The 21692-nt window shown below is 69.7% G+C and carries 20 protein-coding genes and 1 riboswitch; of the genes, 2 read left to right on the forward strand and 18 right to left on the reverse strand.

Annotated elements, in window-relative coordinates; all coding sequences use genetic code 11:
* Positions 1–2: 2 nt before the first annotated feature.
* Positions 3–2057 (reverse strand): NAD(+) synthase, encoded by a 2055-nt coding sequence (locus tag P7V53_RS15080; RefSeq protein WP_280156289.1) that lies wholly within the window; start codon positions 2055–2057, stop codon positions 3–5.
* 201 nt (positions 2058–2258) lie between these two features.
* Between P7V53_RS15080 and P7V53_RS15085 the strand changes: the two genes are divergently transcribed.
* A complete protein-coding gene (locus P7V53_RS15085; RefSeq protein ID WP_280156290.1) occupies positions 2259–2444 on the forward strand; it encodes a hypothetical protein in 186 nt (61 codons plus the stop codon).
* 65 nt (positions 2445–2509) lie between these two features.
* A complete protein-coding gene (locus tag P7V53_RS15090) occupies positions 2510–3718 on the forward strand; it encodes a YihY/virulence factor BrkB family protein (protein WP_348273476.1) in 1209 nt (402 codons plus the stop codon).
* Between the two features lie 12 nt (positions 3719–3730).
* Here P7V53_RS15090 and P7V53_RS15095 read toward each other — a convergent pair whose 3' ends face one another.
* The 17 genes from P7V53_RS15095 to thiC all read right to left on the reverse strand — a co-directional run bounded on the left by P7V53_RS15095 (position 3731) and on the right by thiC (position 21364).
* Complete coding sequence (locus tag P7V53_RS15095; RefSeq protein ID WP_280156291.1) at positions 3731–4534, reverse strand: dioxygenase; 804 nt, start codon at positions 4532–4534, stop codon at positions 3731–3733.
* Between the two features lie 11 nt (positions 4535–4545).
* Positions 4546–5622 (reverse strand): branched-chain amino acid ABC transporter permease, encoded by a 1077-nt coding sequence (locus P7V53_RS15100; RefSeq protein ID WP_280156292.1) that lies wholly within the window; start codon positions 5620–5622, stop codon positions 4546–4548.
* Between the two features lie 6 nt (positions 5623–5628).
* Positions 5629–6483 carry a branched-chain amino acid ABC transporter permease gene (locus P7V53_RS15105; RefSeq protein WP_280156293.1) on the reverse strand — a complete coding sequence of 285 codons (855 nt, stop codon included), beginning with the start codon at positions 6481–6483 and terminating at the stop codon, positions 5629–5631.
* 4 nt (positions 6484–6487) lie between these two features.
* Positions 6488–7186 (reverse strand): ABC transporter ATP-binding protein, encoded by a 699-nt coding sequence (locus P7V53_RS15110; protein WP_280156294.1) that lies wholly within the window; start codon positions 7184–7186, stop codon positions 6488–6490.
* Positions 7183–7908 carry an ABC transporter ATP-binding protein gene (locus P7V53_RS15115; RefSeq protein ID WP_280156295.1) on the reverse strand — a complete coding sequence of 242 codons (726 nt, stop codon included), beginning with the start codon at positions 7906–7908 and terminating at the stop codon, positions 7183–7185. The genes P7V53_RS15110 and P7V53_RS15115 overlap by 4 nt, the downstream gene beginning before the upstream one ends.
* Before the next feature lie 61 nt (positions 7909–7969).
* Positions 7970–9223, reverse strand: coding sequence for an ABC transporter substrate-binding protein (locus P7V53_RS15120; RefSeq protein ID WP_280156296.1), 1254 nt, complete (start codon positions 9221–9223; stop codon positions 7970–7972).
* Between the two features lie 19 nt (positions 9224–9242).
* Positions 9243–10304: a maleylacetate reductase gene (locus P7V53_RS15125; RefSeq protein ID WP_280156297.1), complete on the reverse strand. Its 1062-nt coding sequence runs from the start codon at positions 10302–10304 to the stop codon at positions 9243–9245.
* Positions 10301–11767: an aldehyde dehydrogenase family protein gene (locus tag P7V53_RS15130; RefSeq protein WP_280156519.1), complete on the reverse strand. Its 1467-nt coding sequence runs from the start codon at positions 11765–11767 to the stop codon at positions 10301–10303. The genes P7V53_RS15125 and P7V53_RS15130 overlap by 4 nt, the downstream gene beginning before the upstream one ends.
* Before the next feature lie 97 nt (positions 11768–11864).
* Entirely contained in the window at positions 11865–12836 is a 972-nt protein-coding gene (locus tag P7V53_RS15135; protein ID WP_280156298.1) for a hydroxyquinol 1,2-dioxygenase, read from the reverse strand.
* Positions 12837–12851: 15 nt separating this feature from the next.
* On the reverse strand, positions 12852–13361 hold the full coding sequence (locus P7V53_RS15140) for a hydroxyquinol 1,2-dioxygenase (RefSeq protein WP_280156299.1): 510 nt from the start codon (positions 13359–13361) through the stop codon (positions 12852–12854).
* 125 nt (positions 13362–13486) lie between these two features.
* Positions 13487–14815: a hypothetical protein gene (locus P7V53_RS15145; protein WP_280156300.1), complete on the reverse strand. Its 1329-nt coding sequence runs from the start codon at positions 14813–14815 to the stop codon at positions 13487–13489.
* A gap of 210 nt (positions 14816–15025) precedes the next feature.
* Complete coding sequence (locus tag P7V53_RS15150) at positions 15026–15979, reverse strand: LysR family transcriptional regulator (RefSeq protein ID WP_280156301.1); 954 nt, start codon at positions 15977–15979, stop codon at positions 15026–15028.
* A 9-nt stretch (positions 15980–15988) separates the two neighbouring features.
* The gene (locus P7V53_RS15155) at positions 15989–17497 is read right to left on the reverse strand and encodes a bifunctional hydroxymethylpyrimidine kinase/phosphomethylpyrimidine kinase (RefSeq protein ID WP_280156302.1); all 1509 of its coding nucleotides are present in this window, start codon (positions 17495–17497) and stop codon (positions 15989–15991) included.
* A complete protein-coding gene (locus tag P7V53_RS15160) occupies positions 17494–18300 on the reverse strand; it encodes a thiazole synthase (protein WP_280156303.1) in 807 nt (268 codons plus the stop codon). The genes P7V53_RS15155 and P7V53_RS15160 overlap by 4 nt, the downstream gene beginning before the upstream one ends.
* A 3-nt stretch (positions 18301–18303) precedes the next feature.
* Positions 18304–18525 carry a sulfur carrier protein ThiS gene (gene thiS, locus P7V53_RS15165; protein ID WP_280156304.1) on the reverse strand — a complete coding sequence of 74 codons (222 nt, stop codon included), beginning with the start codon at positions 18523–18525 and terminating at the stop codon, positions 18304–18306.
* The gene (locus tag P7V53_RS15170; protein ID WP_280156305.1) at positions 18504–19571 is read right to left on the reverse strand and encodes an FAD-dependent oxidoreductase; all 1068 of its coding nucleotides are present in this window, start codon (positions 19569–19571) and stop codon (positions 18504–18506) included. Before P7V53_RS15170 ends, thiS begins: the two co-directional genes overlap by 22 nt.
* Positions 19568–21364 carry a phosphomethylpyrimidine synthase ThiC gene (gene thiC, locus P7V53_RS15175; protein ID WP_280156520.1) on the reverse strand — a complete coding sequence of 599 codons (1797 nt, stop codon included), beginning with the start codon at positions 21362–21364 and terminating at the stop codon, positions 19568–19570. The genes P7V53_RS15170 and thiC overlap by 4 nt, the downstream gene beginning before the upstream one ends.
* 107 nt (positions 21365–21471) lie before the next feature.
* Positions 21472–21577, reverse strand: a riboswitch (TPP riboswitch).
* Positions 21578–21692: the final 115 nt, after the last annotated feature.

Here is a 21692-nt window from a genome sequence, read left to right on the forward strand (position 1 = left end):
GGTCACGAGTCGGGCACCGTCTCCAGCTCGGCCAGCCACACCACCGCCTCCGAGTCGCTGGGCGCGCGCCAGTCGCCGCGGGGTGACAACGAACCGCCCGAGCCGATCTTGGGTGCGTTTGGAATGCAGCTGCGCTTGAACTGGCTGGTGCGGAAGAAGCGGAACAGGAAGTTCCGCAGGTGCCGCTTGATGTCGGCCAGCGTGTAGGCGTTGCGCTCGGCATGCTGCGCGTCGGGCCAGGCGCCGGCGTCCGGGTCGTGCCAGGCGGCGTGGGCCAGGAAGGCCACCTTCGACGGGGCAAAGCCGAAGCGCAGCGTGTAGTACAGGTGGAAATCCTGCAGCTCGTACGGACCCACGGCGCTTTCGCTGCTCTGGAGCTTCTCGTCCTTCGCGGCGCTGGGGACCAGCTCGGGACTGATCTCGGTGTCGAGGATGTCGAGCAGCACGCGGCTGCCGTCCGCGCCCACCTGCTCGGTATCGGCGACCCAGCGCAGCAGATGGCGAATCAGCGTCTTCGGCACGCTCGCGTTCACGCCGTAGTGCGACATGTGGTCGCCCACGCCGTAGGTGCACCAGCCGAGCGCCAGCTCGCTCAGGTCGCCGGTGCCGATGACGATGCCGTTGTGCAGGTTGGCCAGGCGGAACAGGTGGCTGGTGCGTTCGCCCGCCTGCACGTTCTCGAAGGTGACGTCGTACACGGGCTCGCCGCCGGCGAACGGATGGCCGATGTCCCTGAGCATCTGCTCGCAGCTCGCCCGAATGTCGATCTGCTTCGCTTCGCAGCCGATAGCCTTCATCAGCCGCCACGCCTGATCGAGCGTGCGCGAGCTCGTGGCGTAGCCTGGCATCGTGTAGGCAAGGATGTTGGTGCGCGGCAGCTCGAGGCGGTCCATCGCCTTCGCGCAGACCAGCAGCGCGTGCGTGGAATCGAGGCCGCCCGACACGCCGATGACGACCTTCTTGATGCCGGTGGCGGCCAGTCGCTGCTCCAGCGCCTGCACCTGGATGTTGTAGACCTCGCCGCAGCGCTCGTCGCGCCGTGCCGGATCGGCCGGCACGTACGGAAAGCGCTCGACGATGCGCGCGAGCGGCAGCGGCCGCGCGGCCGGGATCTCGAGCTCGAAGCCGATGTGGCGGAACGCAGTCCGGTCCGCGTGACGCGCAGCCGAGGCGCCGAAGCTGGTCTGCCGCATGCGCTCGCGCGACAGCCGCTCGAGGTCGACGTCGGCGGTGATGAAGTGCGACGCATCGCTGAAGCGCTCGGACTCGGCGAGCATCTCCCCGTTCTCGTACGCGAGCGCCTGGCCGTCCCAGGCGAGGTCGGTGGTCGACTCGCCGAGTCCGGCCGACGAATAGAGATAGGCGGCGATGCACCGCGCCGATTGCGATCTCACGAGCTGGTGGCGGTACCCCGACTTGCCCACCGTGATGTTGGAGGCGGACAGGTTCACCAGCACGGTGGCCCCGGCGAGCGCCGCATACGAGGAGGGCGGGATGGGCACCCAGACGTCCTCGCAGATCTCGACGTGGAACTTGAACAGCGGCAGGCCGGATGCCTCGAACAGCAGGTCGGCGCCGAAGGGCACCTCCTGTCCCAGCAGCGCGATCTCGGTGGAACGCGCATGGTCGGCGGGGTTGAACTGGCGCGCTTCGTAGAACTCGCCGTAGTTCGGAAGGTAGGTCTTGGGCACCACGCCGAGCACGCGGCCTCGGTGCACCACCGCGGCGCAATTGAACAGCAGGTGGTCGACGCGCACAGGCAGTCCCACGATGGCCACCGCAGCGCATTGCGCGGACGCTGCGACGACGGTGGCGAGGGCCTGCTCGCAGGCGTCGAGCAGCGCACGCTGGTGGAACAGGTCGTCGCAGGTGTAGGCCGGCAGTCCGAGCTCCGGAAAGGCGACCAGCACCGCGCCTTGCGACGCCGCCTCGAGCAGCAGCCGCGACGTCTCCGCGGCGTTGAATGCAGGATCGGCGATTCGGCAGCGCGGAACGGCGACCGCCGTGCGCGCGAAGCCGTGGCGATAGAGGTTGTCGAAAGGAAGGGCGGCGTTCAAGTGGAGGGCGGCTGGAGCCTGTCGGGGAGGGCGTCTGAAGCATACCGCCGGGCGGAGGGCGGCGCATTGACAGGGGCGGCTCATCGGGGTAAGACTGGTCCGGGACCGGGGGCCGTCGCTGTGTCGACGCGGCGTCGTCCTACACACCTCCTGTGGAAACTTCGGCATGGTGAGTCCGGTCTCGCAGACGACATTGCAGAAGTGATTCGACTCAACCCCCTTCCCTGGCTGTTCGCTCCGGGCATCGCTTTGGCGGGCTGGCTGATCGACGGCGCGCCGGGCGCGGTCAAGGCGCTCGTGGGGTGGGTGCTGATCGTCAGCGCGGCCACGCTGTGGGTCATCCTGCGGCGGCGCTTCGGGCGCGACGAGCTCGACACGCATCCGTAGAGCGACGCTGGGCATACCGCTTGCCGTTTCAGCGCAGGAGACACTCTCTCGCGCTGGAGCAGGCCATGAAGGCGAGACAAGGCGTAGAGCTGCTGAAGAAGACCGTGACGTCCTGGGTCGACGATCGTGCGACCAGCATGGGAGCGGCACTGTCGTACTACACCGTCTTCTCGATCGCGCCGCTGCTGCTCATCGTCATCGCCGTGGCGGGGCTGGTGTTCGGAACCGAGGCCGCGCAAGGCGCGATCGTCGGCCAGCTCGAGGGCCTGCTCGGCGAACGAGGCGCGACCATCGTGCAGGAGCTGCTGCGCAGCGTGTCGGAGCCGAAGAAGGGCGTGATCTCGACCCTCGTCGGCCTCGTGCTGCTGCTGGTGGGCGCGACCACCGTCTTCGCCGAGCTGCAGGACGACCTCAACCGGATCTGGGAAGCGCCTGCGCGCAACAAGCCGTCCGGTTTGTGGGGCTGGATCCGCGCACGCATGCTGTCATTCGGAATGATCCTCGGCATGGGCTTCCTGATGCTGGTGTCGCTGGTGATCAGCGCGGCCCTTTCGGCGCTGGGCGGCTGGTGGGGACCGCTGTTCGGCGGCTGGGAACTGCTGGCCCAGGCGGTGAACTTCGTCGCGAGCTTCGCCTTCGTCACCGCGATGTTCGCGCTGATCTACCGCTTCATGCCCGACGTGCACATCCGCTGGCACGACGTCTGGATCGGCGCGGCGGTCACGGCCTTGCTGTTCACGATCGGCAAGTACCTCATCGGCCTGTACATCGGCAAGAGCAGCGTGGCGTCGGGCTTCGGCGCCGCCGGCTCGCTGGCGGTGCTGCTTCTGTGGGTGTACTACTCCGCGCAGATCTTCCTGCTCGGCGCCGAGTTCACGTGGGTCTACGCGCACTCGTACGGCTCGCGGCGGACGCAGCCGGCGGCGCCGCATAAGCAGCCGCCGCAGAAGGCGCCGGTGGCGCCGGCACCGGTGCCGCGCCCGCCCGAGCCGGTTCATGGCGGGGCGCTTGCGGCGCGGGTGCAGCGCAACCCGGTGGGTGCCATCGGCCTGGCCACGATGCTCGGAATGGGCACCGCCCTGCTGTGGGAGCGCCGTCGCGCTGTTCCGCGTCGGTCGCCGCCGGTGCGCAGGCGTCGCCCCGAGCCCGAGCCCTCGACAGCCGCGAAGCTGGCCAAGGGCATCGCCGCCGGTGCAGCGAGCTTCGCCGGTCAGTCGGTGCTCGCGGCGGTCAAGCGCGGCATGAAGCAGGGCTGGATGCGCCAGATGTCGTAGGCGGTCTTCCGCCTAGGAGCGATCCAGCACGAAGGTGTGGGTGAGCGTGTCGCCCATCTCGACCACCAGCGACCGCCTGACGCCGAACACCACATCCGAATCGAGATACGGGTCCCCGTCGCGGAACAGGTGCGTGGTCAGCGTCTCGTGGCCGTCGGCCTTGATCAGGAAGTGGATGTGTGCCGGCCGCCAGGGATGCCGGCCGCTGGCGACCAGCATGCGTCCGACCGGGCCGTCGGTCGGCACCGGATAGGCCGTCGGCACGATGGCCCGAAAGCGCAGGCGTCCTTCGGCATCGGTCTTCATCACGGCCCGCGCCCGGCGGTGCGGGCCGCGCTGCACGTCGTAGAGCCCCTCCTCGTCGGCCTGCCACACGTCGACCTCGGCGCCGGGCAGCGGCGTGCCGTCGCTCGACCTGACGACCACGTCCACATCGAGCGGCCGCCCCGGCGCCCCGGCGGCGATGTCGCAACCTTGTTCCAGGCGCGGCGCGTCGTCGACGTGGAACGGCCCGAACACGGTGGCCTCGGTGGCCGCCGCAGACTGCTTCCGGTTCAGCGCCACGGTCAGCATCGACACGCCCAGCGTGTCCGACAGGAGGATGAACTCCTGCCGCGTGTCGCTGCACATCTGGCCGGTGGCAGTGAGGAAGCGGATGCCTTGCAGCCACTCGTCCTCGGTGAGCTGCACCTCGCGCACGAAGTCGTGCAGGTGCGTGACCAGGGCGCCGAGAATCTGCTTGAGCCGCGGATCGTCGCAGCCTTCCAGGCTCTCGAGCACGGCGCCGGTGATCGTGTGTTCGTCGATGTTGCGCATGACGGCCTCGCTCAGGTCAGGGTGCGTCGCGTGGGAAAGAGGGTCCAGCCCCAGCGCTGCTGCGCCCAGCCCCACAGTCCCTGCTTGAAGAAGATGGTCGCGACGATGGCCAGCAGGCCCAGTCCCATGAGGTACCAGCTTCCGTAGTCGCTGAAGAACTTGTTGAGCGCCCAGAAGATCAGCGCGCCCACCAGCGGTCCTTCGATGCGTCCGATGCCGCCGATGACGACCATGAAGATCGCGAAGGCCGACCAGTTGACGCTGAAGGCCGCATCGGGCGAGATGCGCAGGTTGCCGACGAAATACAGCGCACCGGCCAGGCCCGCGCCGAACGCCGCCACCACGTAGACCGCGAGCTTCATGCGCTGCACCGCGATGCCCTGCGATTCCGCCGCCGTCTCGTTGTCGCGGATCGCCAGCAAGGCCAGCCCCTGCTTGCTGCGCAGGAAGAGGTAGACCAGCGCGAGGGCCGCCGCGACGCAGGCCAGCGCGATCCAGTACGTCGTGCTCTCGCGCGTGGCACGGTCGATGCCGCGCAGGGCGACGAGGCTGGTGCCCGATCCGCCGCCCAGCGCGGAGACGTTCGCGAACGACAGGCGGAACACTTCGGCGATCACCCAGGTTCCGATGGCGAAGTAGCCGCCCTGCAGCCGGAACGCGATCCACGACACCGGAACGGCAACCGCGGCGGCGCCCAATGCCGCGACCGGCACGGCCACGAAGGGATTCATTCCGGCGAAGTTGCCGAGCGCGAGCATCACGTAGCCGCCGAAGCCGAAGAACGCCTGCTGGCCGATGGACACCATGCCGCCGTAGCCGGCCAGCAGGTTCCACATCATCGCGAAGATGAAGTAGCAGGCGATCTCGACGAACTCGCGCATCCAGCTCGATTCGGCCCAGAAGGGCAGCGTGGCGGCGACGCCGACGAGGGCGAGGGCGATCGCGAGTGCCGCGCGCGAGGCATGCGGCGCGTCCTCCAACCGTTCGGGCCGAGGTGTCCGACCCGGCTCGGCCTGGCGAACGGGCTTGGATGCCTCGGTCGCAACGGCGTTGGCGTGAACCGCCGTGGTGTGAGGAAGCGTCGCCATCCGGAATCACCCCCGAGTCTTCGGAAACAGCCCCTGCGGCCGCACGACCAGCACCAACAGGAACACCAGGTGCCCGAACCAGATGCCCCAGCCGGGATCCAGCCGGAAGCCGATCTGCTGCGTGAGGCCGAGCAGCATCGCGCCGGCGAAGGTCCCCCAGAACGATCCCATGCCGCCGATGATCACCGCCTCGAAGGCGAACAGCAGCAGCAGAGGACCGTCGCTGGGCGACACCGTCGTGCGCAACGCCTGCAGCACGCCGGCCAGCGCGATCAGCACGAACGCGATGCCGGTGGCCAGCGCGTAGACCTTCCTGGCGTCGAGTCCCATCAGCTCGGCGATCTCGCGGTCGTCCGACACGGCGCGAAAGGACAGTCCCAGCGTCGTGCGCTGGAACAGCCACTGCAGCGCGGCCGTGGCGCCCAGCGCAGTGAGGAAGATGACGAGCGGCAGCACGCCGACCGCCGTGTCGGCGATTGCCAGGCTCTGCGTGCTGAGCCCGCCGCTGTCGAGCGAGCGCGGATCGGCCGAGAAGAGCTCGAGCAGCGCGTTCTGGATCACGATGGCCAGGCCGAAGGTGACCACCAGGGACGGCATGGGATCGCGGCCCAGCGTGGCGTTGAGCACGCCGCGCTGCAGCAGATAGCCGGCGCCGAAGGCGATCGGCAGCATCGCCAGCGCGATCAGCGCGGGATGCATTGCCACCAGCGAAGCGAGCGCGATGGCGCCGAAGGCGGCCAGCACGATGAAGTCGCCTTGCGCCGTATTGGTGAGCCGCATCACGCCGAACATCAGCGACTGGCCGAGCGCGAACAGGCAGTACAGGCCGCCGAGCAGCAGGCCCTGGAGCAGGATGTCCATCGCCTCAGACCCCGAAATACGCCGCGGCGATCTGCTCGCGCGTCAGCTCGCCCGCGCGTCCCTCGAGCGAGACGCGACCTTCCTGGAGGCAGACCAGGCGCTGCGACACCTGCTGTGCCATCGCGACGTCCTGCTCGACGATGACCACCGTCATGCCCTCTGCGGCGATCGCCGGCAGCGCGGCGTAGATCTCGCGGATCACGATGGGCGCCAGGCCGAGCGACAGCTCGTCGCACAGCAGCAGCGCGGGGTTGCTCATCAGCGCGCGCCCGATCGCCGCCATCTGCTGCTGGCCCCCTGACAACGATGTCGCCGGCTGCCGGCGCTTGTCAGCCAGCACGGGGAACATCGTGTACAGCCGCCCCAGGTTCCACGGGCCCGTGCGGCCACTGCTCGCGCCCAGGCGGAGGTTCTCCTCGACGCTGAGGCTGGGGAACAGGCGGCGTCCTTCGGGCACCAGCGCGATGCCGCGACGCACGATCTCGCCGGGCGGCAGGCCGCCGATCGCCGCACCCTCGAAGACGACGGCATCGCGCGGCACCGGCACCAGGCCGCACAGCGACTTGAGGAAGGTGCTCTTGCCCGCGCCGTTGGCGCCGATGATCGCGACCGTCTCGCCGTCGTCGAGGCCGAAGTCGATGCCGAACAGCGCCTGCGCGTCGCCGTAGAAGGCCTCGAGGCCGCTGGTGCGCAGCTGCGTCATGCGTGGACCTCCATCCCCATGTAGACGCGCCGCACCTCGGGGTCCGCCATCACCTCGCGCGGGTCGCCTTCGGCGAGCTTCTGCCCGAAGTTGACGACGAAGAGCCGGTCCGCGATCGCGAGCAGCGCGTGCACCACGTGCTCGATCCACACCATGGTCACGCCTTGCGCCTTGATGCGCTTCAGCTCGTCGACCAGTTCCTTCGCCTCGTGCTCGGCGAGTCCGCCGGCGATCTCGTCGAGCAGCAGCAGCTTCGGGCGGGTCGCCAGCGCCCGCGCCAGCTCGAGGCGCTTGCGGTTGAGCAGCGTGAGCCCGCCGGCGAGGCGGTTGGCGTGCGGCATCAGTCCTGTCTGCACGAGCACCTCGCGGGCGGTGCGCCATGCCTCGCGCTCGGACTGTCCGGCACCGAAGCAGGCAGCGGTGAGGAGGTTCTCGAACACCGTCATGTGGCCGAAGGGCTGCGGCACCTGGTAGCTGCGGCCGATGCCGCTGCGACAGCGCAGGTGGGGCTTGAGTGCGGTGATGTCGCGACCGTGGTATTCGATGGTTCCGCGGTCGACGCGCAGGTCGCCGCTGATGAGGTTGAACAGCGTCGTCTTGCCGGCGCCGTTGGGCCCGAGGATGCCCAGCGTCTCGCCTTCTTTCACCGCGAACGAGATGTCGTCGGTGACCTTGAGCGCGCCGAAGGACTTGCTGACGCCGTGAAGGGCGAGGAGTGGCATGGCGGTGCTCACCCCAGCCCTCTCCCGCAAGCGGGAGAGGGAGTGAGAACGGTCGCACTCATCAGAGCGTCCGCAGCTTTCCGCCGGTCGGAATGTTCGTCGCCGCGTCGTTGTTGACGATCGTCAGCTCGACCTTGTACTTGCTGCCCTTGCCCCACTGACCCAGCACCAGCGGCGTCTTGCTGACGTTCTTCATGGGACCTGCTCCGCCCCATTTCACCGGACCGACGACCGTGGCGAGGTTCGTCGCCGCGACGGCGTCGCGCACGTCCTTGCCGCTCGTGCTCCTCGATCGCTTCAGCGCGTCGGCGGCCACCTCGAACAGCGCGTGGGCGAAGCCGATCGGCTGCGTCCACTGCTTCTTCGTGCCGGACTCGTAGGCCTGGGCGAGCGCCTTCGCGCTCTGCTGCGTGAGGCTGGAGGTGAACGGATGCGAGGGACTCCACCACACCTCGGTGCTGAGGCCGTCGCCCAGTTCGCCCAGCGCCTCTATCGCGCCCGGGAAGAGCAGAGCCTTGCCGAGGGTGATCACCTTGGGCCGCAGTCCCTGCTGGCGCGCCTGCGTCAGGAAGGTCTTCGCATCGGGCGGGATCACCACGCCGGTGATGATCTCGGCGCCGGCTTTCTTGAAGGCCGCGATCTGCGCGCTGAAGTCCTGCGTGCCGTTCTGGAAGCGGCCAGGATCATGCAGCGTGAAGCCCTGCTGCTGCAGCGGCTTGGGAAAGCCGAGCTCCTTGTCGCCCCAGGCATTGCCGTCGCCGTCATTCGGAAACAGGCCGCCGACCTGCTTGTTGGTCGTCACGCTCTTCCAGCCGTTGGTGAAGTTGGCGATGACGTCCTCGAGGCCCCAGAAAAAGTGGTAGGTCCAGCTGAAGCCCTTGGCCGGATCGCCCTTGCGGCCGAAGAACCATGGCTGCCACGGCACCACGGTCGAGACGCAGGGAATCTCGTTGAGCTCGCAGGCATCGCTCACCGGGTTGGCGGTCTCCGGCGTGCCGGCCGTCAGGACCAGGGCCACCTTTTCCTTGAGGATCAGGTCGTTGGCCACTTCGCCGGCGCGGTTGGGATTGCTCTGGCTGTCCTTCAGCACGATCTGCACGTCGTGCTTCTTGCCGCCGATGACCAGACCACTCCTGAACGCGCTCTTCATCTGCTCGATGACCCACTTGTCGGCTTCGCCGAAGGGCGCGAGCGGACCCGTCTGCGGCGACACATAGCCGATCTTCACGGCGTCGGCGGCCCACAGCCGCGGCGCGACCGTGCCGGCGGCGAGCGCCGCGCTGCCTTGGATCAGTTGTCGACGGTTCAGGTGCATGGCTGTCTCCTCGTTGTGATCAGGCAGCAGGCGCGGCGCCTTCGTAGGCGCGCTGCAGCAGGGCGCGCAACGCCGTGCGTTCCAGCGGCCGCGGATTCGGATACGGGGCGCCGGCCGCCAGCTCCGCGGCGCGGTCGAGCCCGTCGGCGGGCATGCCGATCTCGCGCAGGGAGCCAGGCGCCCCCAGGCGCCGCGCCAGCTCCTGCAAGGCGAGCGGCGCATCTGCGGCACCCAGCGCCCGGGCGATGCGCGCCATCGCGTCCCGGGCGTGGCCGGCGTTGTAGGCCAGCGCGTGCGGGAGCACGACGGTGTGAACCTGCGCATGCGGCAGGTCGAAGCTGCCTCCCAGCGTGTGGCACAGCTTGTGATGCAGGCCCATCGACACATGACCCAGCACCGCGCCGCACAGCCAGGCGCCGTACAGCGCCTCGCCGCGCGCCCGCAGGCCGTGCGGCTCTGCATGGAGTGCCGGCAGCGCGACGGCGAGGGCGCGGATGCCTTCCTCGGCCATCAGCGCGACGATGGGATTGCCGTCCTGCGCGTACAAGGCTTCGGCCGCATGCGCGATGGCGTTGATGCCGCTGGCGACGCTCACTCCCACCGGCAGGCCGAGCGTGAGCTGCGGGTCGTACAGCACGGTCTTCGGCAGCACGCGCGGATCGCGTCCGGTCTTCTTCACGCCGCCGTCGGTGAGGCCGTAGATCGGCGTCATCTCGCTGCCGGCGTAGGTCGTCGGGATCGCGACGATCGGCAGCCCGCTGTCCAGCGCGATCGCCTTGCCCAGGCCGGTGGTGGATCCGCCGCCGATCGCGACCGCGCAGTCCGCGCCGAGCCGACGCGCCTCGGCGCGCGCTTCGCGGGCGAGCTCGAGGGGAACGTGCATCGCGGCGCGCGCGAAGATGCCCGCGCTGCGCCCGCCGAGCAGCTCGGCGACGCGACGCGCCGAGTCGGCCTGCCCCGGGGTCGCCAGGACCAGCGCACGCGTCGCCCCGAGCCGCTCGATCTCCTCGGCCAGCCGCGACAGCGAGCCCTCGCCGAACACGACGCGCGGCAGGTGCGGCTCGAACACGAAGGCGTTCATCGCGGGTACCACGCCGGGATCTGCGCGTCCACGTTGACCCAGACGCTCTTGACCTGCGTGTATTCGCGCATCGCGTCGAAGCCCATCTCGCGCCCGTAGCCGCTCTGGCCGACGCCGCCGAAAGGCGAGCCAGGGTTCACGCGCTTGTAGCTGTTGATCCAGACCATGCCGCTCGCCATCTCGCGGGCGAAGCGGTGGGCGCGCCGCAGGTCGCGTGTCCACAGCCCGCCGCCCAGGCCGTAGTCGGTGCCGTTGGCGATGGCCAGCGCGTCGTCGTCGTCGGCGAAGGTGAGCACCGTGACGAACGGCCCGAACACTTCCTCCTGCGCGACGCGGTCGCGAAAGCTCTTCGCGCGCACCACCGTCGGCTCGATGTAGCAGCCGCGGCCCAGCGACGCATCGGCCGGCACCCGGCCACCGGCGATCAGCTCGCCGCCTTGCTCGCGCGCGATGTCGACATAGCCGAGCACGCGCTCGCGGTGCTGCAGGCTGGTGAGCGGGCCCATCTCGGTGGCCGCGTCGAGCGGATTGCCCACGCGGATGGAGCGCGCGAGCGCCACGAACCGATCGAGGAACTCGTCGGCGATCCGCTCGTGCAGCAGGAGCCGCGAGCCGGCGATGCAGGCCTGTCCCTGGTTGTGGAAGATCGCCCACGCGCTGCCGTTGATGGCGGCCCCGAGGTCGGCGTCGTCGAAGACGACGTTCGCGCCCTTGCCGCCGAGTTCGAGCTGCACCTTCTTCAGGTTGCCGGCGCTCGCCTGCACGATCCGCCGGCCCGTGGCGGTGCTGCCGGTGAACGCAATCTTCGCGATCTGCGGATGCTCGGCCACCGCCTGGCCGGCGACCGCGCCCAGGCCCGGCAGGATGTTGACGACCCCGTCGGGCATGCCGGCCTCGGCCATGAGCTCGGCAATGGCCAGCGCGCTGAGCGGCGTGATCTCGGCCGGCTTCATCACCACGCAGTTGCCGGCCGCCAGCGCCGGCGCCATCTTCCAGCTCGTGAACATCAGCGGGAAGTTCCACGGCACGACCTGACCCACGACACCCAGCGGCTCGCGCAGGGTGTAGTTGAGAAAGCCCGCTTCGACGGGAATCGTCTCGCCCTGGAACTTGTCGGCCATGCCGCCGAAGTAGCGGTAGCACGCAGCCGTGCGGGGCACGTCCAGCGTGCGCGAGTCGCGCAGCGGATGGCCGGTGTCCAGCGACTCCAGCCGCGCCAGCTCGTCGGCCTTCGCCTCGATGAGGTCGGCGAGCTTCAGCAGGATCCGCCCGCGGTCGGCGGCCGCCATGCGGCTCCACGCGGGAAAGGCGCGCGCCGCAGCCGCGACGGCGCGGTCGACGTCCTCGCGTCCGGCCATGGCCACCTCGGCGAGGGTCGAGTTGTCATGCGGATTGAGCGTGGGCAGCGTCTCGCCCGACGCGGCATCGACGAAGCGGCCGTCGATGAAGAGCTGGTGGCGGATGTCGGACGGATTCATGGCGTGAACGTGTGTCATCCCCTCCCCCGCGGGGCGGGAGAGGGTCGGGTCGAGGGCGAAGGTGGTGGCGGAAGCAAGCGGGTCAGAACTGCACCGGCACCTCGGGCGATTCGCCGCGCTGGATCTCGTAGACCAGGCTGGGCGAGCCGTTCTCCCACACCAGCAGCATCGAGCGCTTGGGGCTGTAGCCCTGGTGTCGGCAGTAGGCCGGCATCGCGGCCATGTCGCCGGCCTTCATGATGACCCGCGCCAGGGGCTTGCCGGTGTTCTTGTCGCCGCAGTCCCAGTGGATCTCGTCGGTCATCTGGAAGAACCACTCGACGCGGTCGTTGCCGTGGATGATCGGCAGGATGTGCTCTTCAGTGGTCGGGCACATGTAGCTGTGCTTGACGACCGAGGTGAAGCTCGGGTTCCAGGTGACCTGCGAGCGGCTCAGGAAGCCGAACAGGTTGAACGCATGCACCTCGTTCTCGAAGCCGGGCTCGGGATGCAGCTCGGGCTGCTCCTGCGGCACGTCGGCGAACGCGCGATTGACCGGCGCGCCGCGCTCGTCGGTGCGCAGCGCGAGGTCGTCCTTCAGCCCGACGCAGCGCTTGGCCAGCTCGCGCGCCCGAGTGATCTTCGCGGTGTTGCTGCCGTTCTTGCGGCCGTACGGCGTGCCCGTCTCCTGCGGCGCGGCGAAGGGATCGAAGACGGCGTTGGTCCAGTCGTCGAGCATGGCCTCGAAGGTGGCGCGGATCTCGGCGGTGGGGAAGTTCTCGAGCAGATCGACGCCCGCTTCCTTCATCGTGCCGTTGTAGGCGCCGGCGTACAGGTCGACCGACTCGTAGTGGTTGACCGTGCCCACCACATTGTCGAAGTTGACCCAGCCGTAGAAGAAGCCCCAGGCGACGTCGCGCATGAGCGCGCGCAGGAAGTTGCCTGCATCCATCGTGTGGCTCATCGGCTTGCCGGCGCGCGTGGTCCAGCCGATGTGCGCGAAGTACTCGTCGCGGCGGAAGGTGAAGCTGCCGAGCTTGAAGGTCTGGTAGCCGTGTTCGTTGGCGGTGCTCATTCGCGTGCTCCTGATTCAGGCGGTCTGGCAGATCTGTGCCCAGCGCTCGACGCTGAGGTCGCCCTTGCAGGTCTGCAGGATGACGACGCCGGGCTGGGCCGAACGGAACTGGTAGGCGGTGTTCTTCGGCAGCAGCGCCTGGTGGCCGCGCCGCAGCCGCATCCAGCCCATGCGCGCGCCCTGCGGGGCGCCCTCGACGAGGATCGCGCCGTTCTTCTCGGCGTCGGGCACCGTCTGCGCGGCGCCCAGCTTGACGAGGTGGATCTCGATGTCGCCATCCATCACCAGCGCGAACTCGTCGTGCGCGCAGGTGAACCAGGGCGACTGTCCCTCGGCGCGCATGCATTCGAGCACGTAGATCTGGTTCTGCCCGAACACGACGCGCTCGTAGGGCTGGCTCCTGCTCGCGATCTCGAAGCAGTTCGAGAAGGCGTAGTTCTTCACGTCGTCGGAGATCGCCTGCACGCCGCCCTTTTCGTAGCGATCGAGAGAGCCGAACTTCGTCTGGTATGCCACCGCTGTCATGTGTCGCTCCTGCGTTGGTGTGCAGGAAGTCTAGGAAGCGATGGGGGGTTGGAGTAGAGGCGAGGAGGCGACCGGATTGTTCGGGGGTTGCGAACAATGGAGCGGGAAAACCCTCGAGACGCGGGTCAGGGCTTCGGCCTCTCCCCGAGGTGCTGACCCACCGTCCGATAGTGGTTGTCGGGACGGTAGTGGTGCGCCACCGGATCGTCCTGCTTGCGCACCAGGACCTTCTGCGCAATCGTGTTGTTGTGGGCGTCGCGCGCGACGGGGTCGACGGCCGGGTCGGTCTTCCCGTTCTTGTCGAACAGGCTCGGCTCCTTGAACATGTCGACCCGCTTGAACCTCGCCGTGCCGTTGGCATCGGCCGGGAACGACTTGGCGAGCAGCCTGGAGCGGCTGCCGTTGCCGTCGTCGCTGCCGGCGCTGAAGAAGGTCACCTGCTTGAGCGCCTGTCCGTTGGGGGTCTTGCTCCACGCCGCGAGCCGCGCGTCCGTCCACCATTCCGGCGGTTGATCGAAGACCGGCACCTTCTTTCCATCGACTTCCTTCTCGCCGATCTTGCGGTTGAAGTGATAGAGGCAGTCGTACAGCTCCAGCCGGTCGGCCTGCAGGCGGGTGCCGCCCTTCACGTCTGCGTTGATCAGGTTGTTGAGCGCCATGCCGCCGCCGGAATGGGCGGAGACCACACGCTCGGTGACCGCCTTCTTGTCCACCTTGGCCGCGGCCAGAGCGTCGTCGACGGTCTTCACCTGGTCCTTCACGTTGCCCCAGCTCACGTGGTAGCTGGCGCTGTGGTCGGGCGAGTCCACCTTGGACGGCGAGTTGGCCGCCTCGGGCAGCACGAACATCGCCTGCGTGTCTTCCTTGAGGATCACGTCGCGGATGCGCGCGTAGTGGCCGGCCTTGGAGCCGAGCGGATCGGCCACGGTGGCGTTGTCGCCGTGGTAGTGGGTGTGGACGTGAACGTCGGCATCGGGCTTGAACCTGGGACCCGTGACCACCATCACCGGCTCGCCGCCGTTGCCGGCGCTGGTCACCACGCGGATCGTGACCGGCGGCTTCATGCCCAGGAGGTCGGCATACGACGCCTTGGCGTTGACGATGGTGTCGGCCAGCCTGTGGTGTCCGCACCGGCGCAGGTCCTTGATCTGCGTGTCGGTGACCTTGCTGACGTCGTAGGAGGGGTCGGGCGCCTGGCACTTTCCGGCTGGCGCGCTGTTCAGGGCTGCCTTGTCCTTCTTCGCTTCCAGGGGCAGGGCGGTGCCGTTGCCGTTCTTCTTGGGATCGGCGTACCTGGCGACGTCCGGATGCAGGCCGTTGTTGGCGGCGAAGGCGGCGACCGGGTCCGTCGAGGTCGCCACGTGCGCCTGCGGCGCGGTGTCGGCGGCAGCCTGGGCGGTGGCCGGCGCGACGGGACTCTCGGCAAGGATGGTGCGGGGGGCAACGGTGATCATGGCGACCTTTCGCAATGGTCGCCATTGAATCGGCCCGCGCTGCGCGGCTCAAGTCGGACGCGTGCTAGCCAGGGAAAGTCCTCTGCGTCCGTCTTGGCGGGTTTATCGTGCGGTTTCCGATTTGGCGCTCGACTCCCGCTCGCGCCGGGTCACGGGCCGTGGGGTTGCGCCGAATCCGACGCTTGAGCCCGCCGCCCCGAGCATCCCCTCTCAATCCTCGATCAACCCCGGCAACATCACCCCGCGATCGATCAGCACCTTGTCCCACGGCGGCTCACCCCCGGCGAAGCTCGCCGCGAGCGACTCGATGAACAGGCGCAGCTTGAAGGCGCCGCGCTGGGTGCGCGGATACACCGCCGAGAGCCAGAACGACGAGAGCTGAAAGTCCGCCAGGATCACCTTCAGCTGGCCCTTGGCGATCCATTCCGACGCCACCAGCGTCGGCAGGCACACGATGCCGGCGTGCTCGCAGCCGTACTCGCGCAGCAGGTGCACCGAGTTGCTCATCAGCGTCGGCTTGAGGTCGAGCATGACGGGTTCGTCGCCGTCGCGGTGGAACACCCAGCGGTCGCGCGTCGGGTAGCCGGAGTACAGGCCCAGGCGGTGGCCGAACAGGTCGCGCGGATGCTTGGGCGTGCCGCGGCGCTTCAGGTAGTCGGGCGAGGCGCAGAAGATGCGCCGCACGGGAAAAAGCCGCCGCGACACCAGCTCCTCGGAGCTGGGCGGGAAGATCTGCAGCGCGACGTCGAAGCCTTGCTTCACCGGATCGATCACCGCGTCGCTGACGAACAGGTCGAGGTGAATCTGCGGATAGCGCTCCTGGAACTCCGCGAGCAACTGCGCCAGGTGGCCGAGCACGAAGCCGGTGAGGGCGTGCACCCGCAGCAGCCCGGCCGGTGTGCCGCCCACCTCGCGCATCTGGTCGACGACTTCGTTGGTCCGGTTGACCAGCTCGTGGCAATCGCGAAAGAACGCCTGCCCCATCTCCGACAGCCGCACCGCGCGCGTCGTGCGGTGGAAGAGCGGCCCGCCGAGCAGCTCCTCGAGCTGCTGAACACGCGTGGTGACGACCGACTTGGACAGGCGAAGCTGGCGCGCCGCTTCGGCGAAGCTTTGCGCCTGCGCGACGCGGACGAAGGCTTCGATGCTGAGGAAGCGGTCCACGCGGCGAGTTTACGAAGGCGCGCGGGAGGCGGCAGAAGCGGGGCCCAGGCTGGGATGCGGCAGGCCTCGCGCGGCGCGCTCGAATGCCGGCACGGTCTTCCCCGGATCGTCGCCGAGGGCACGCACGACGCACACGCCGTCGACCCCGCACCGCGCTGCCGCCTGCGCCTGCCAGGGCTCGAGAATCCCGCCGATCGCAACCACCGGCACGCCGGCCATGCGCTGCCACCAGGCGAGGTTGTCGAGGCCCTGCGGCCGCCACGGCATCGTCTTGGTGAGCGTCGGCCACACCGGACCGCACGCGACGTAGCGCGGCGCCAGGCTGCGTGCGCGGCACAGCTCCCACAGGCTGTGCGAACTGATGCCCAGCGCAAGGCCGCTGTCGAGCAAGGCGCGCCGCCCGTCCTCGCCGAGCGCCAGCAGGTCCTCCTGGCCGAGATGCACGCCGGCGGCACCCAGCTCGTGCGCGAGACGCCAGTGGTCGTTGACGAAGAGCTCCGCGCCGGCATCGCGGCATGCGGCGATCGCCGCCTGCAGCGCGGGCCGCAGCTTCGAGTCGTCGGAGGTTTTCATGCGCAGCTGAAGCGTGCGGACGCCGGCGGCCAGCACGTCGGCGACGCGGTCGGCGCTGTCGACGATGGCGTAGAGCCCGAGCCGGCGCTGCGCCCGCGCCGCCGGCGGCTGGACACGCGGCGCCTCGCCCCAGGACATCAGGGGCAGCAGGGTCGGATCGGCCGCGAACCCGCCCTGGGCATGCACAGGACCCGCGCCAGCGCCGGCCCGGTAGCCATGACGAAGCGCGTGCGTGGTCGCCATCTTCGCCAGCACCACGGCATCGGCGGCGACGAATCCCAGCGCCATCGCCGAGGCTGCGGCCATGGCGAAGCTGCACCCGCTGCCGTGATGGTGCGGCGTGTCCACGCGCGGCGACGCGAGCCAGCCTTGCGCATGCTCGCTGGCCAGCCAGTCGAGCACGCGCCCGCCGACGTCGGCGCTGTCGCCGCCCGTCACGCAGGCCGCCTGCGCCTGCAGCCGGCGCGCCACCGCCGGCACCGGCCCCTCGGCGGCGGCGAGGCGCTCGGCTTCGCGCCGATTGGGCGTGACCAGCGACGCGCGCGGCAACAGCGCCTCGCGGTAGGCGTGCAGCGTGTCGTCGTCGGCGAAGCGCGCGCCGGTCGTCGCGCCCAGCACCGGGTCGACGATCAGCGCCACCGGCGCGCGCTCGCGCAGCCTGTCGACGATTCGAGCCACCGCGTGCACCTGCGCCACGCCCCCCAGCAGGCCGGTCTTGATCGCCGCCGGCGGCATGTCGTCGGCGAGCGCATCGGCCTGGGCCAGGAGCAGCTCCGGCCTCACCGGCTCGACGCAGGTCACCGCGCCCGAATGCTGGGCGGTGATCGCCGACACCACCGTGCACAGGTGCACGCCGAAGGCGTCGGCCATGCGCAGGTCGGCGGCGAGGCCGGCGCCGCCGCCGCTGTCGGTGCCGGCGATGCTCCAGACGATGGGCCGCGTCACGACGCCGCTCCCAGCAGCACGGGCTCGCCGCCGACCGGCGTGCTGGGCACGGCGAAGTCCTGGCTGGCCATCACGCCGGCGCGCCAGGCCTGGCGTCCTGCCTGGACGGCGAGGCGAAAGGCGCGCGCCATCGCGACCGGGTCACCCGCCTGCGCGACGGCCGAGTTGAGCAGCACGGCGTCGAAGCCCATCTCCAAGGCTTGCGCCGCGTGCGACGGGGCGCCGATGCCGGCGTCGACGATCAGCGTGACGCCTGGCAGCCGCGCGCGCAGGGTGCGCAGCGCGAAGGGGTTCAGCAGTCCCTGGCCCGAGCCGATCGGCGCGCCCCACGGCATCAGCAGCGGGCAGCCGGCATCGAGCAGGCGGCGGCACGTGACCAGGTCGTCGGTGCAATACGGGAGGACCACGAAGCCGTCGCGCACCAGCTGGGCGGCGGCGATGACCAGCTCGAAGGGATCCGGCTGCAGGGTGTGCTCGTCGCCGACCACCTCGAGCTTGATCCAGGGCGTGTCGTACAGCTCGCGTGCCATGTGCGCCAGCTGCACCGCCTCGCGTGCGCTGCGGCAGCCCGCCGTGTTCGGCAGCAGTCGTGCACCTTGCTGCCGCAGTGCATCGCGCACGATAGAGACGAATCCGTTGTCGCCTCCTGCGGCGAGCGTGCGCTTCAGGCCGACGGTGACGACCTGCGTGCCCGAGGCCGCGATCGCGTCTCGCAGCACCTGCGGCGACGGATACCCGGCAGTGCCGAGCAGGAAGCGGCTGTCGAGCGTGATGCCGCCGACTTGCCAGGGGTCGTGGGACATGGATCAGCCTCCGACGATGGGTTGGAACAGCAGCACGGCATCCCCGGGCTGGAGGACGTGAGCGACGCGCCGGGCCCGCGGGACGAAGACGCCGTTGACGGCAGTGCCGACCTGCTCGGGGAGGTGGCCGAGCTGGGCGATCAGGTCGGCGAGGGTGATGCCGTCGTCGACCCCATGGGGTCGATCGTCGAGTCGGATCTCCATCATGCGCAGCCCGGATGCCATCCGGGATCTCCGTTCCAGGCTTGCATCCCGGATGGCATCCGGGCGAGGGCGTCGTCCACCAATGCAGGCGCGAGCAGCCATCCGTGCCGGTACAGGCCGTTGATGCGCACCAGCCCGTCGTCGACCTCCACCCGCGGCAGGTTGTCCCCCAGCGCCGGGCGCAGGTTGCTGTCGAGGCGCACGATGCGCGCCTCGGCGAGCGCGGGCATCACGCTGTGCGCCGCGCTCATCAGCTCGACCGCACTGCGCAGCGAGACCTCGGAGCGGTCTTCGCTCTCGATCTCGGTAGCGCCGAGCAGCAGCAGCTCGGGCGAGCGCGGCACGACGTAGACGCGGTGGCGCGGATGCAGCAGCCGCAACGGCCGCGACAGCCCGTGCGACGGCAGGCGCAGCCACACCGTCTCGCCGCGCACGCCGCGCACCGACGGCGCGCCGGTGCCGCGCACGTCGAAGACCCAGTCGAAGCGATGCGTGCGGCCGTCCCCGGTGACCAGGCGCCCGGGCGCCACCTGCTCGACGCGCTGCGCCCAGTGCCACTGCGCGCCGGCTTCTGCCTGCAATGCCAGCAGCGTCGCCACCGGATCGATCTGCGCCTCGTCGGGCAGCAGCCATGCATGCGCCGCTCCCTGCAGCGACGGCTCCAGCGCCGCCAGCGCGGACGTCGAGAGCTCGTCGACGCCTCCGATGCGGCCCAGCATGCGCTGCGCGGCGCCGCGGTCGCCGCGGTGCGCCAGCAGGAGGCTTCCGCGCTGCGAGAACGCCGGCTTCGCGTCCAGCGCCTGCACGACGCCGCGCCATGCCGCGATGGATCGCCGGCCGAGCGCCGCGATGGCCTCGCCGCCGTGCTCGCTCTCCGCCCGCGGGCTGAGCATGCCCGCGGCGGTGAACCCTGCCGCATGTTGCGAGGTCCCGTGATCGCCGAACCGCGGGCCGGGCCCCGGCGCCGGATCGAAAACGTCGACGCGCCAGCCCGCGCGCGCCAGGCGCCACGCGAGCAGCCGGCCGAGCAATCCCGCGCCGGCGATGCCGACGGTGATCGGCTTCATGGCTGCGCCGCCGGCACGATGGGAACGTAGAGCTCTCCGCCGCCGGCCACGAACTGCTCCGACTTCTCGGCCATGCCCTTCGATGCGTACTCGCGCACCTCCTGCGTGATCTTCATCGAGCAGAACTTCGGCCCGCACATGCTGCAGAAGTGCGCGACCTTGGACGCGTCCTTGGGCAGCGTCTCGTCGTGGAAATCGCGCGCGGTGTCGGGATCGAGTCCGAGATTGAACTGATCGGCCCAGCGGAATTCGAAGCGCGCCCTGGAGATGGCGTCGTCGCGCGCGCGGGCGCCCGGATGGCCCTTGGCGATGTCGGCCGCGTGGGCGGCGATCTGGTAGGCGACGAGGCCCTGCTTCACGTCGTCGCGGTCCGGCAGGCCCAGGTGCTCCTTGGGCGTCACGTAGCACAGCATGGCCGTGCCCATCCAGCCGATCATCGCCGCGCCGATCGCGCTGGCGATGTGGTCGTAGCCCGGCGCGATGTCGATGGTGAGCGGGCCGAGCGTGTAGAACGGCGCCTCGTGGCAGTGCTTCAGCTGCTCGTCCATGTTGGCCTGGATCAGGTGCATGGGCACATGGCCGGGCCCTTCGATCATCGTCTGCACGTCGTGGCGCCACGCGATCTGCGTGAGCTCGCCCAGCGTGCGCAGCTCGGCGAATTGCGCTTCGTCGTTGGCGTCGGCGCCCGATCCGGGACGCAGGCCGTCGCCGAGCGAGAAGCTCACGTCGTACGCCTTCATGATCTCGCAGATCTCCTCGAAGTGCGTGTAGAGGAAGCTCTCGCGGTGGTGCGCGATGCACCACTTGGCCATGATGGAGCCGCCGCGCGACACGATGCCGGTGCGACGCTGCGCGGTGAGGTGGATGAACGGCAGGCGCACGCCGGCGTGGATGGTGAAGTAGTCGACGCCCTGCTCGGCCTGCTCGATCAGCGTGTCGCGGTACAGCGCCCACGTGAGGTCCTCGGCCACGCCGCCCACCTTCTCCAATGCCTGGTAGATCGGCACGGTGCCGATGGGCACCGGCGAGTTGCGCACGATCCAGTCGCGCGTGGTGTGGATGTGCCGCCCGGTGGACAGGTCCATCACCGTGTCGGCTCCCCAGCGGATCGCCCACACCAGCTTGTCCACCTCCTCCTCGATGCTCGACGTGACCGCCGAGTTGCCGATGTTGGCGTTGACCTTGACCTTGAAGTTGCGGCCGATCGCCATCGGCTCGATCTCGGGGTGGTTGATGTTCGCCGGAATGATGGCGCGGCCGCGCGCCACCTCGTCGCGCACGAACTCCGGCGTGATGACCGCGGGGATGTGCGCGCCCATGGGCTGGCCGCGCAGGCGCTGTTCGCGCTCGGCGTCGGCGAGGTAGTCGCGCATCCATTCGCGCCGGCCGTTCTCGCGCAGCGCGACGTATTCCATCTCGGGCGTCACGATGCCGCGGCGCGCGTAGTGCATCTGCGTCACCGTGCGGCCCGATGCGGCACGGCGCGGCACGCGCTGCAGCGCGGCTGCCTCCGCACGCAGCGCTTCGATGCGCGCTGCGTCCTCGGGCTTGATGCCGTCGTCGCGCGCTTCGCGGGCGCGGCCGGAGATGACTTCGGTGTCCGCGCGCGCCGCGATCCAGGCGCCGCGCACGTCGGGCAATCCGCGCCGCACGTCGATGCGTGCCTGCGGGTCGGTGTAGGGGCCCGAGGTGTCGTACAGCGTGACGGTCTCGCCGTTGGTCAGCGCGACTTCGCGCATCGGCACGCGCAGCTCGCCCGCGTGCACCTTGCGCGAGGCGGGGAAGGGCGCCATGGCCCGGGCGAGGAAATCGGCGTGGCTGTCGGGGGCGTTCATCGGGGCTCCTTGGACTGAGGTGCTCCGAAGGTCGCCCCGGGTCGCGGCCTCTCGGGTCGCGCAACGCTGGGGTGGACGGCTCTTCTTCCGCCGGTACTAACCGGTTCAAGTTCGCGGGTTCGGTGTTTCACCGTCTCAGCACGCGCCATGCGTGCACCCCGGAGCGAGGCGGATTCTCACACAAGCGCCGGCCGGCGCCATGTCGGGGTTTTCACTCCGAGCGGCGGAGCGATCGGTTCCTCCAATGCGTGCGCTACATCACGACGCCGGCAGTGCCCGCTTCAAT

The organism is Piscinibacter sp. XHJ-5, from assembly GCF_029855045.1.
In the GTDB taxonomy this organism is placed as follows: domain Bacteria; phylum Pseudomonadota; class Gammaproteobacteria; order Burkholderiales; family Burkholderiaceae_C; genus Albitalea.

What these genes read in the sequence shown, in the direction of transcription:
- P7V53_RS15105 (WP_280156293.1), bottom strand. Translation starts at nt 6,483, where the DNA reads ATGGACATCCTGCTCCAGGGCCTGCTGCTCGGCGGCCTGTACTGCCTG.
- P7V53_RS15100 (WP_280156292.1), bottom strand. Translation starts at nt 5,622, where the DNA reads ATGGCGACGCTTCCTCACACCACGGCGGTTCACGCCAACGCCGTTGCG.
- P7V53_RS15140 (WP_280156299.1), bottom strand. Translation starts at nt 13,361, where the DNA reads ATGACAGCGGTGGCATACCAGACGAAGTTCGGCTCTCTCGATCGCTAC.
- P7V53_RS15135 (WP_280156298.1), bottom strand. Translation starts at nt 12,836, where the DNA reads ATGAGCACCGCCAACGAACACGGCTACCAGACCTTCAAGCTCGGCAGC.
- P7V53_RS15090 (WP_348273476.1), top strand. Translation starts at nt 2,510, where the DNA reads ATGAAGGCGAGACAAGGCGTAGAGCTGCTGAAGAAGACCGTGACGTCC.
- thiC (WP_280156520.1), bottom strand. Translation starts at nt 21,364, where the DNA reads ATGGCGCCCTTCCCCGCCTCGCGCAAGGTGCACGCGGGCGAGCTGCGC.
- P7V53_RS15125 (WP_280156297.1), bottom strand. Translation starts at nt 10,304, where the DNA reads ATGAACGCCTTCGTGTTCGAGCCGCACCTGCCGCGCGTCGTGTTCGGC.
- P7V53_RS15145 (WP_280156300.1), bottom strand. Translation starts at nt 14,815, where the DNA reads ATGATCACCGTTGCCCCCCGCACCATCCTTGCCGAGAGTCCCGTCGCG.
- P7V53_RS15170 (WP_280156305.1), bottom strand. Translation starts at nt 19,571, where the DNA reads ATGAAGCCGATCACCGTCGGCATCGCCGGCGCGGGATTGCTCGGCCGG.
- P7V53_RS15095 (WP_280156291.1), bottom strand. Translation starts at nt 4,534, where the DNA reads ATGCGCAACATCGACGAACACACGATCACCGGCGCCGTGCTCGAGAGC.
- P7V53_RS15115 (WP_280156295.1), bottom strand. Translation starts at nt 7,908, where the DNA reads ATGCCACTCCTCGCCCTTCACGGCGTCAGCAAGTCCTTCGGCGCGCTC.
- P7V53_RS15160 (WP_280156303.1), bottom strand. Translation starts at nt 18,300, where the DNA reads ATGTCCCACGACCCCTGGCAAGTCGGCGGCATCACGCTCGACAGCCGC.
- thiS (WP_280156304.1), bottom strand. Translation starts at nt 18,525, where the DNA reads ATGGCATCCGGGCTGCGCATGATGGAGATCCGACTCGACGATCGACCC.
- P7V53_RS15110 (WP_280156294.1), bottom strand. Translation starts at nt 7,186, where the DNA reads ATGACGCAGCTGCGCACCAGCGGCCTCGAGGCCTTCTACGGCGACGCG.
- P7V53_RS15120 (WP_280156296.1), bottom strand. Translation starts at nt 9,223, where the DNA reads ATGCACCTGAACCGTCGACAACTGATCCAAGGCAGCGCGGCGCTCGCC.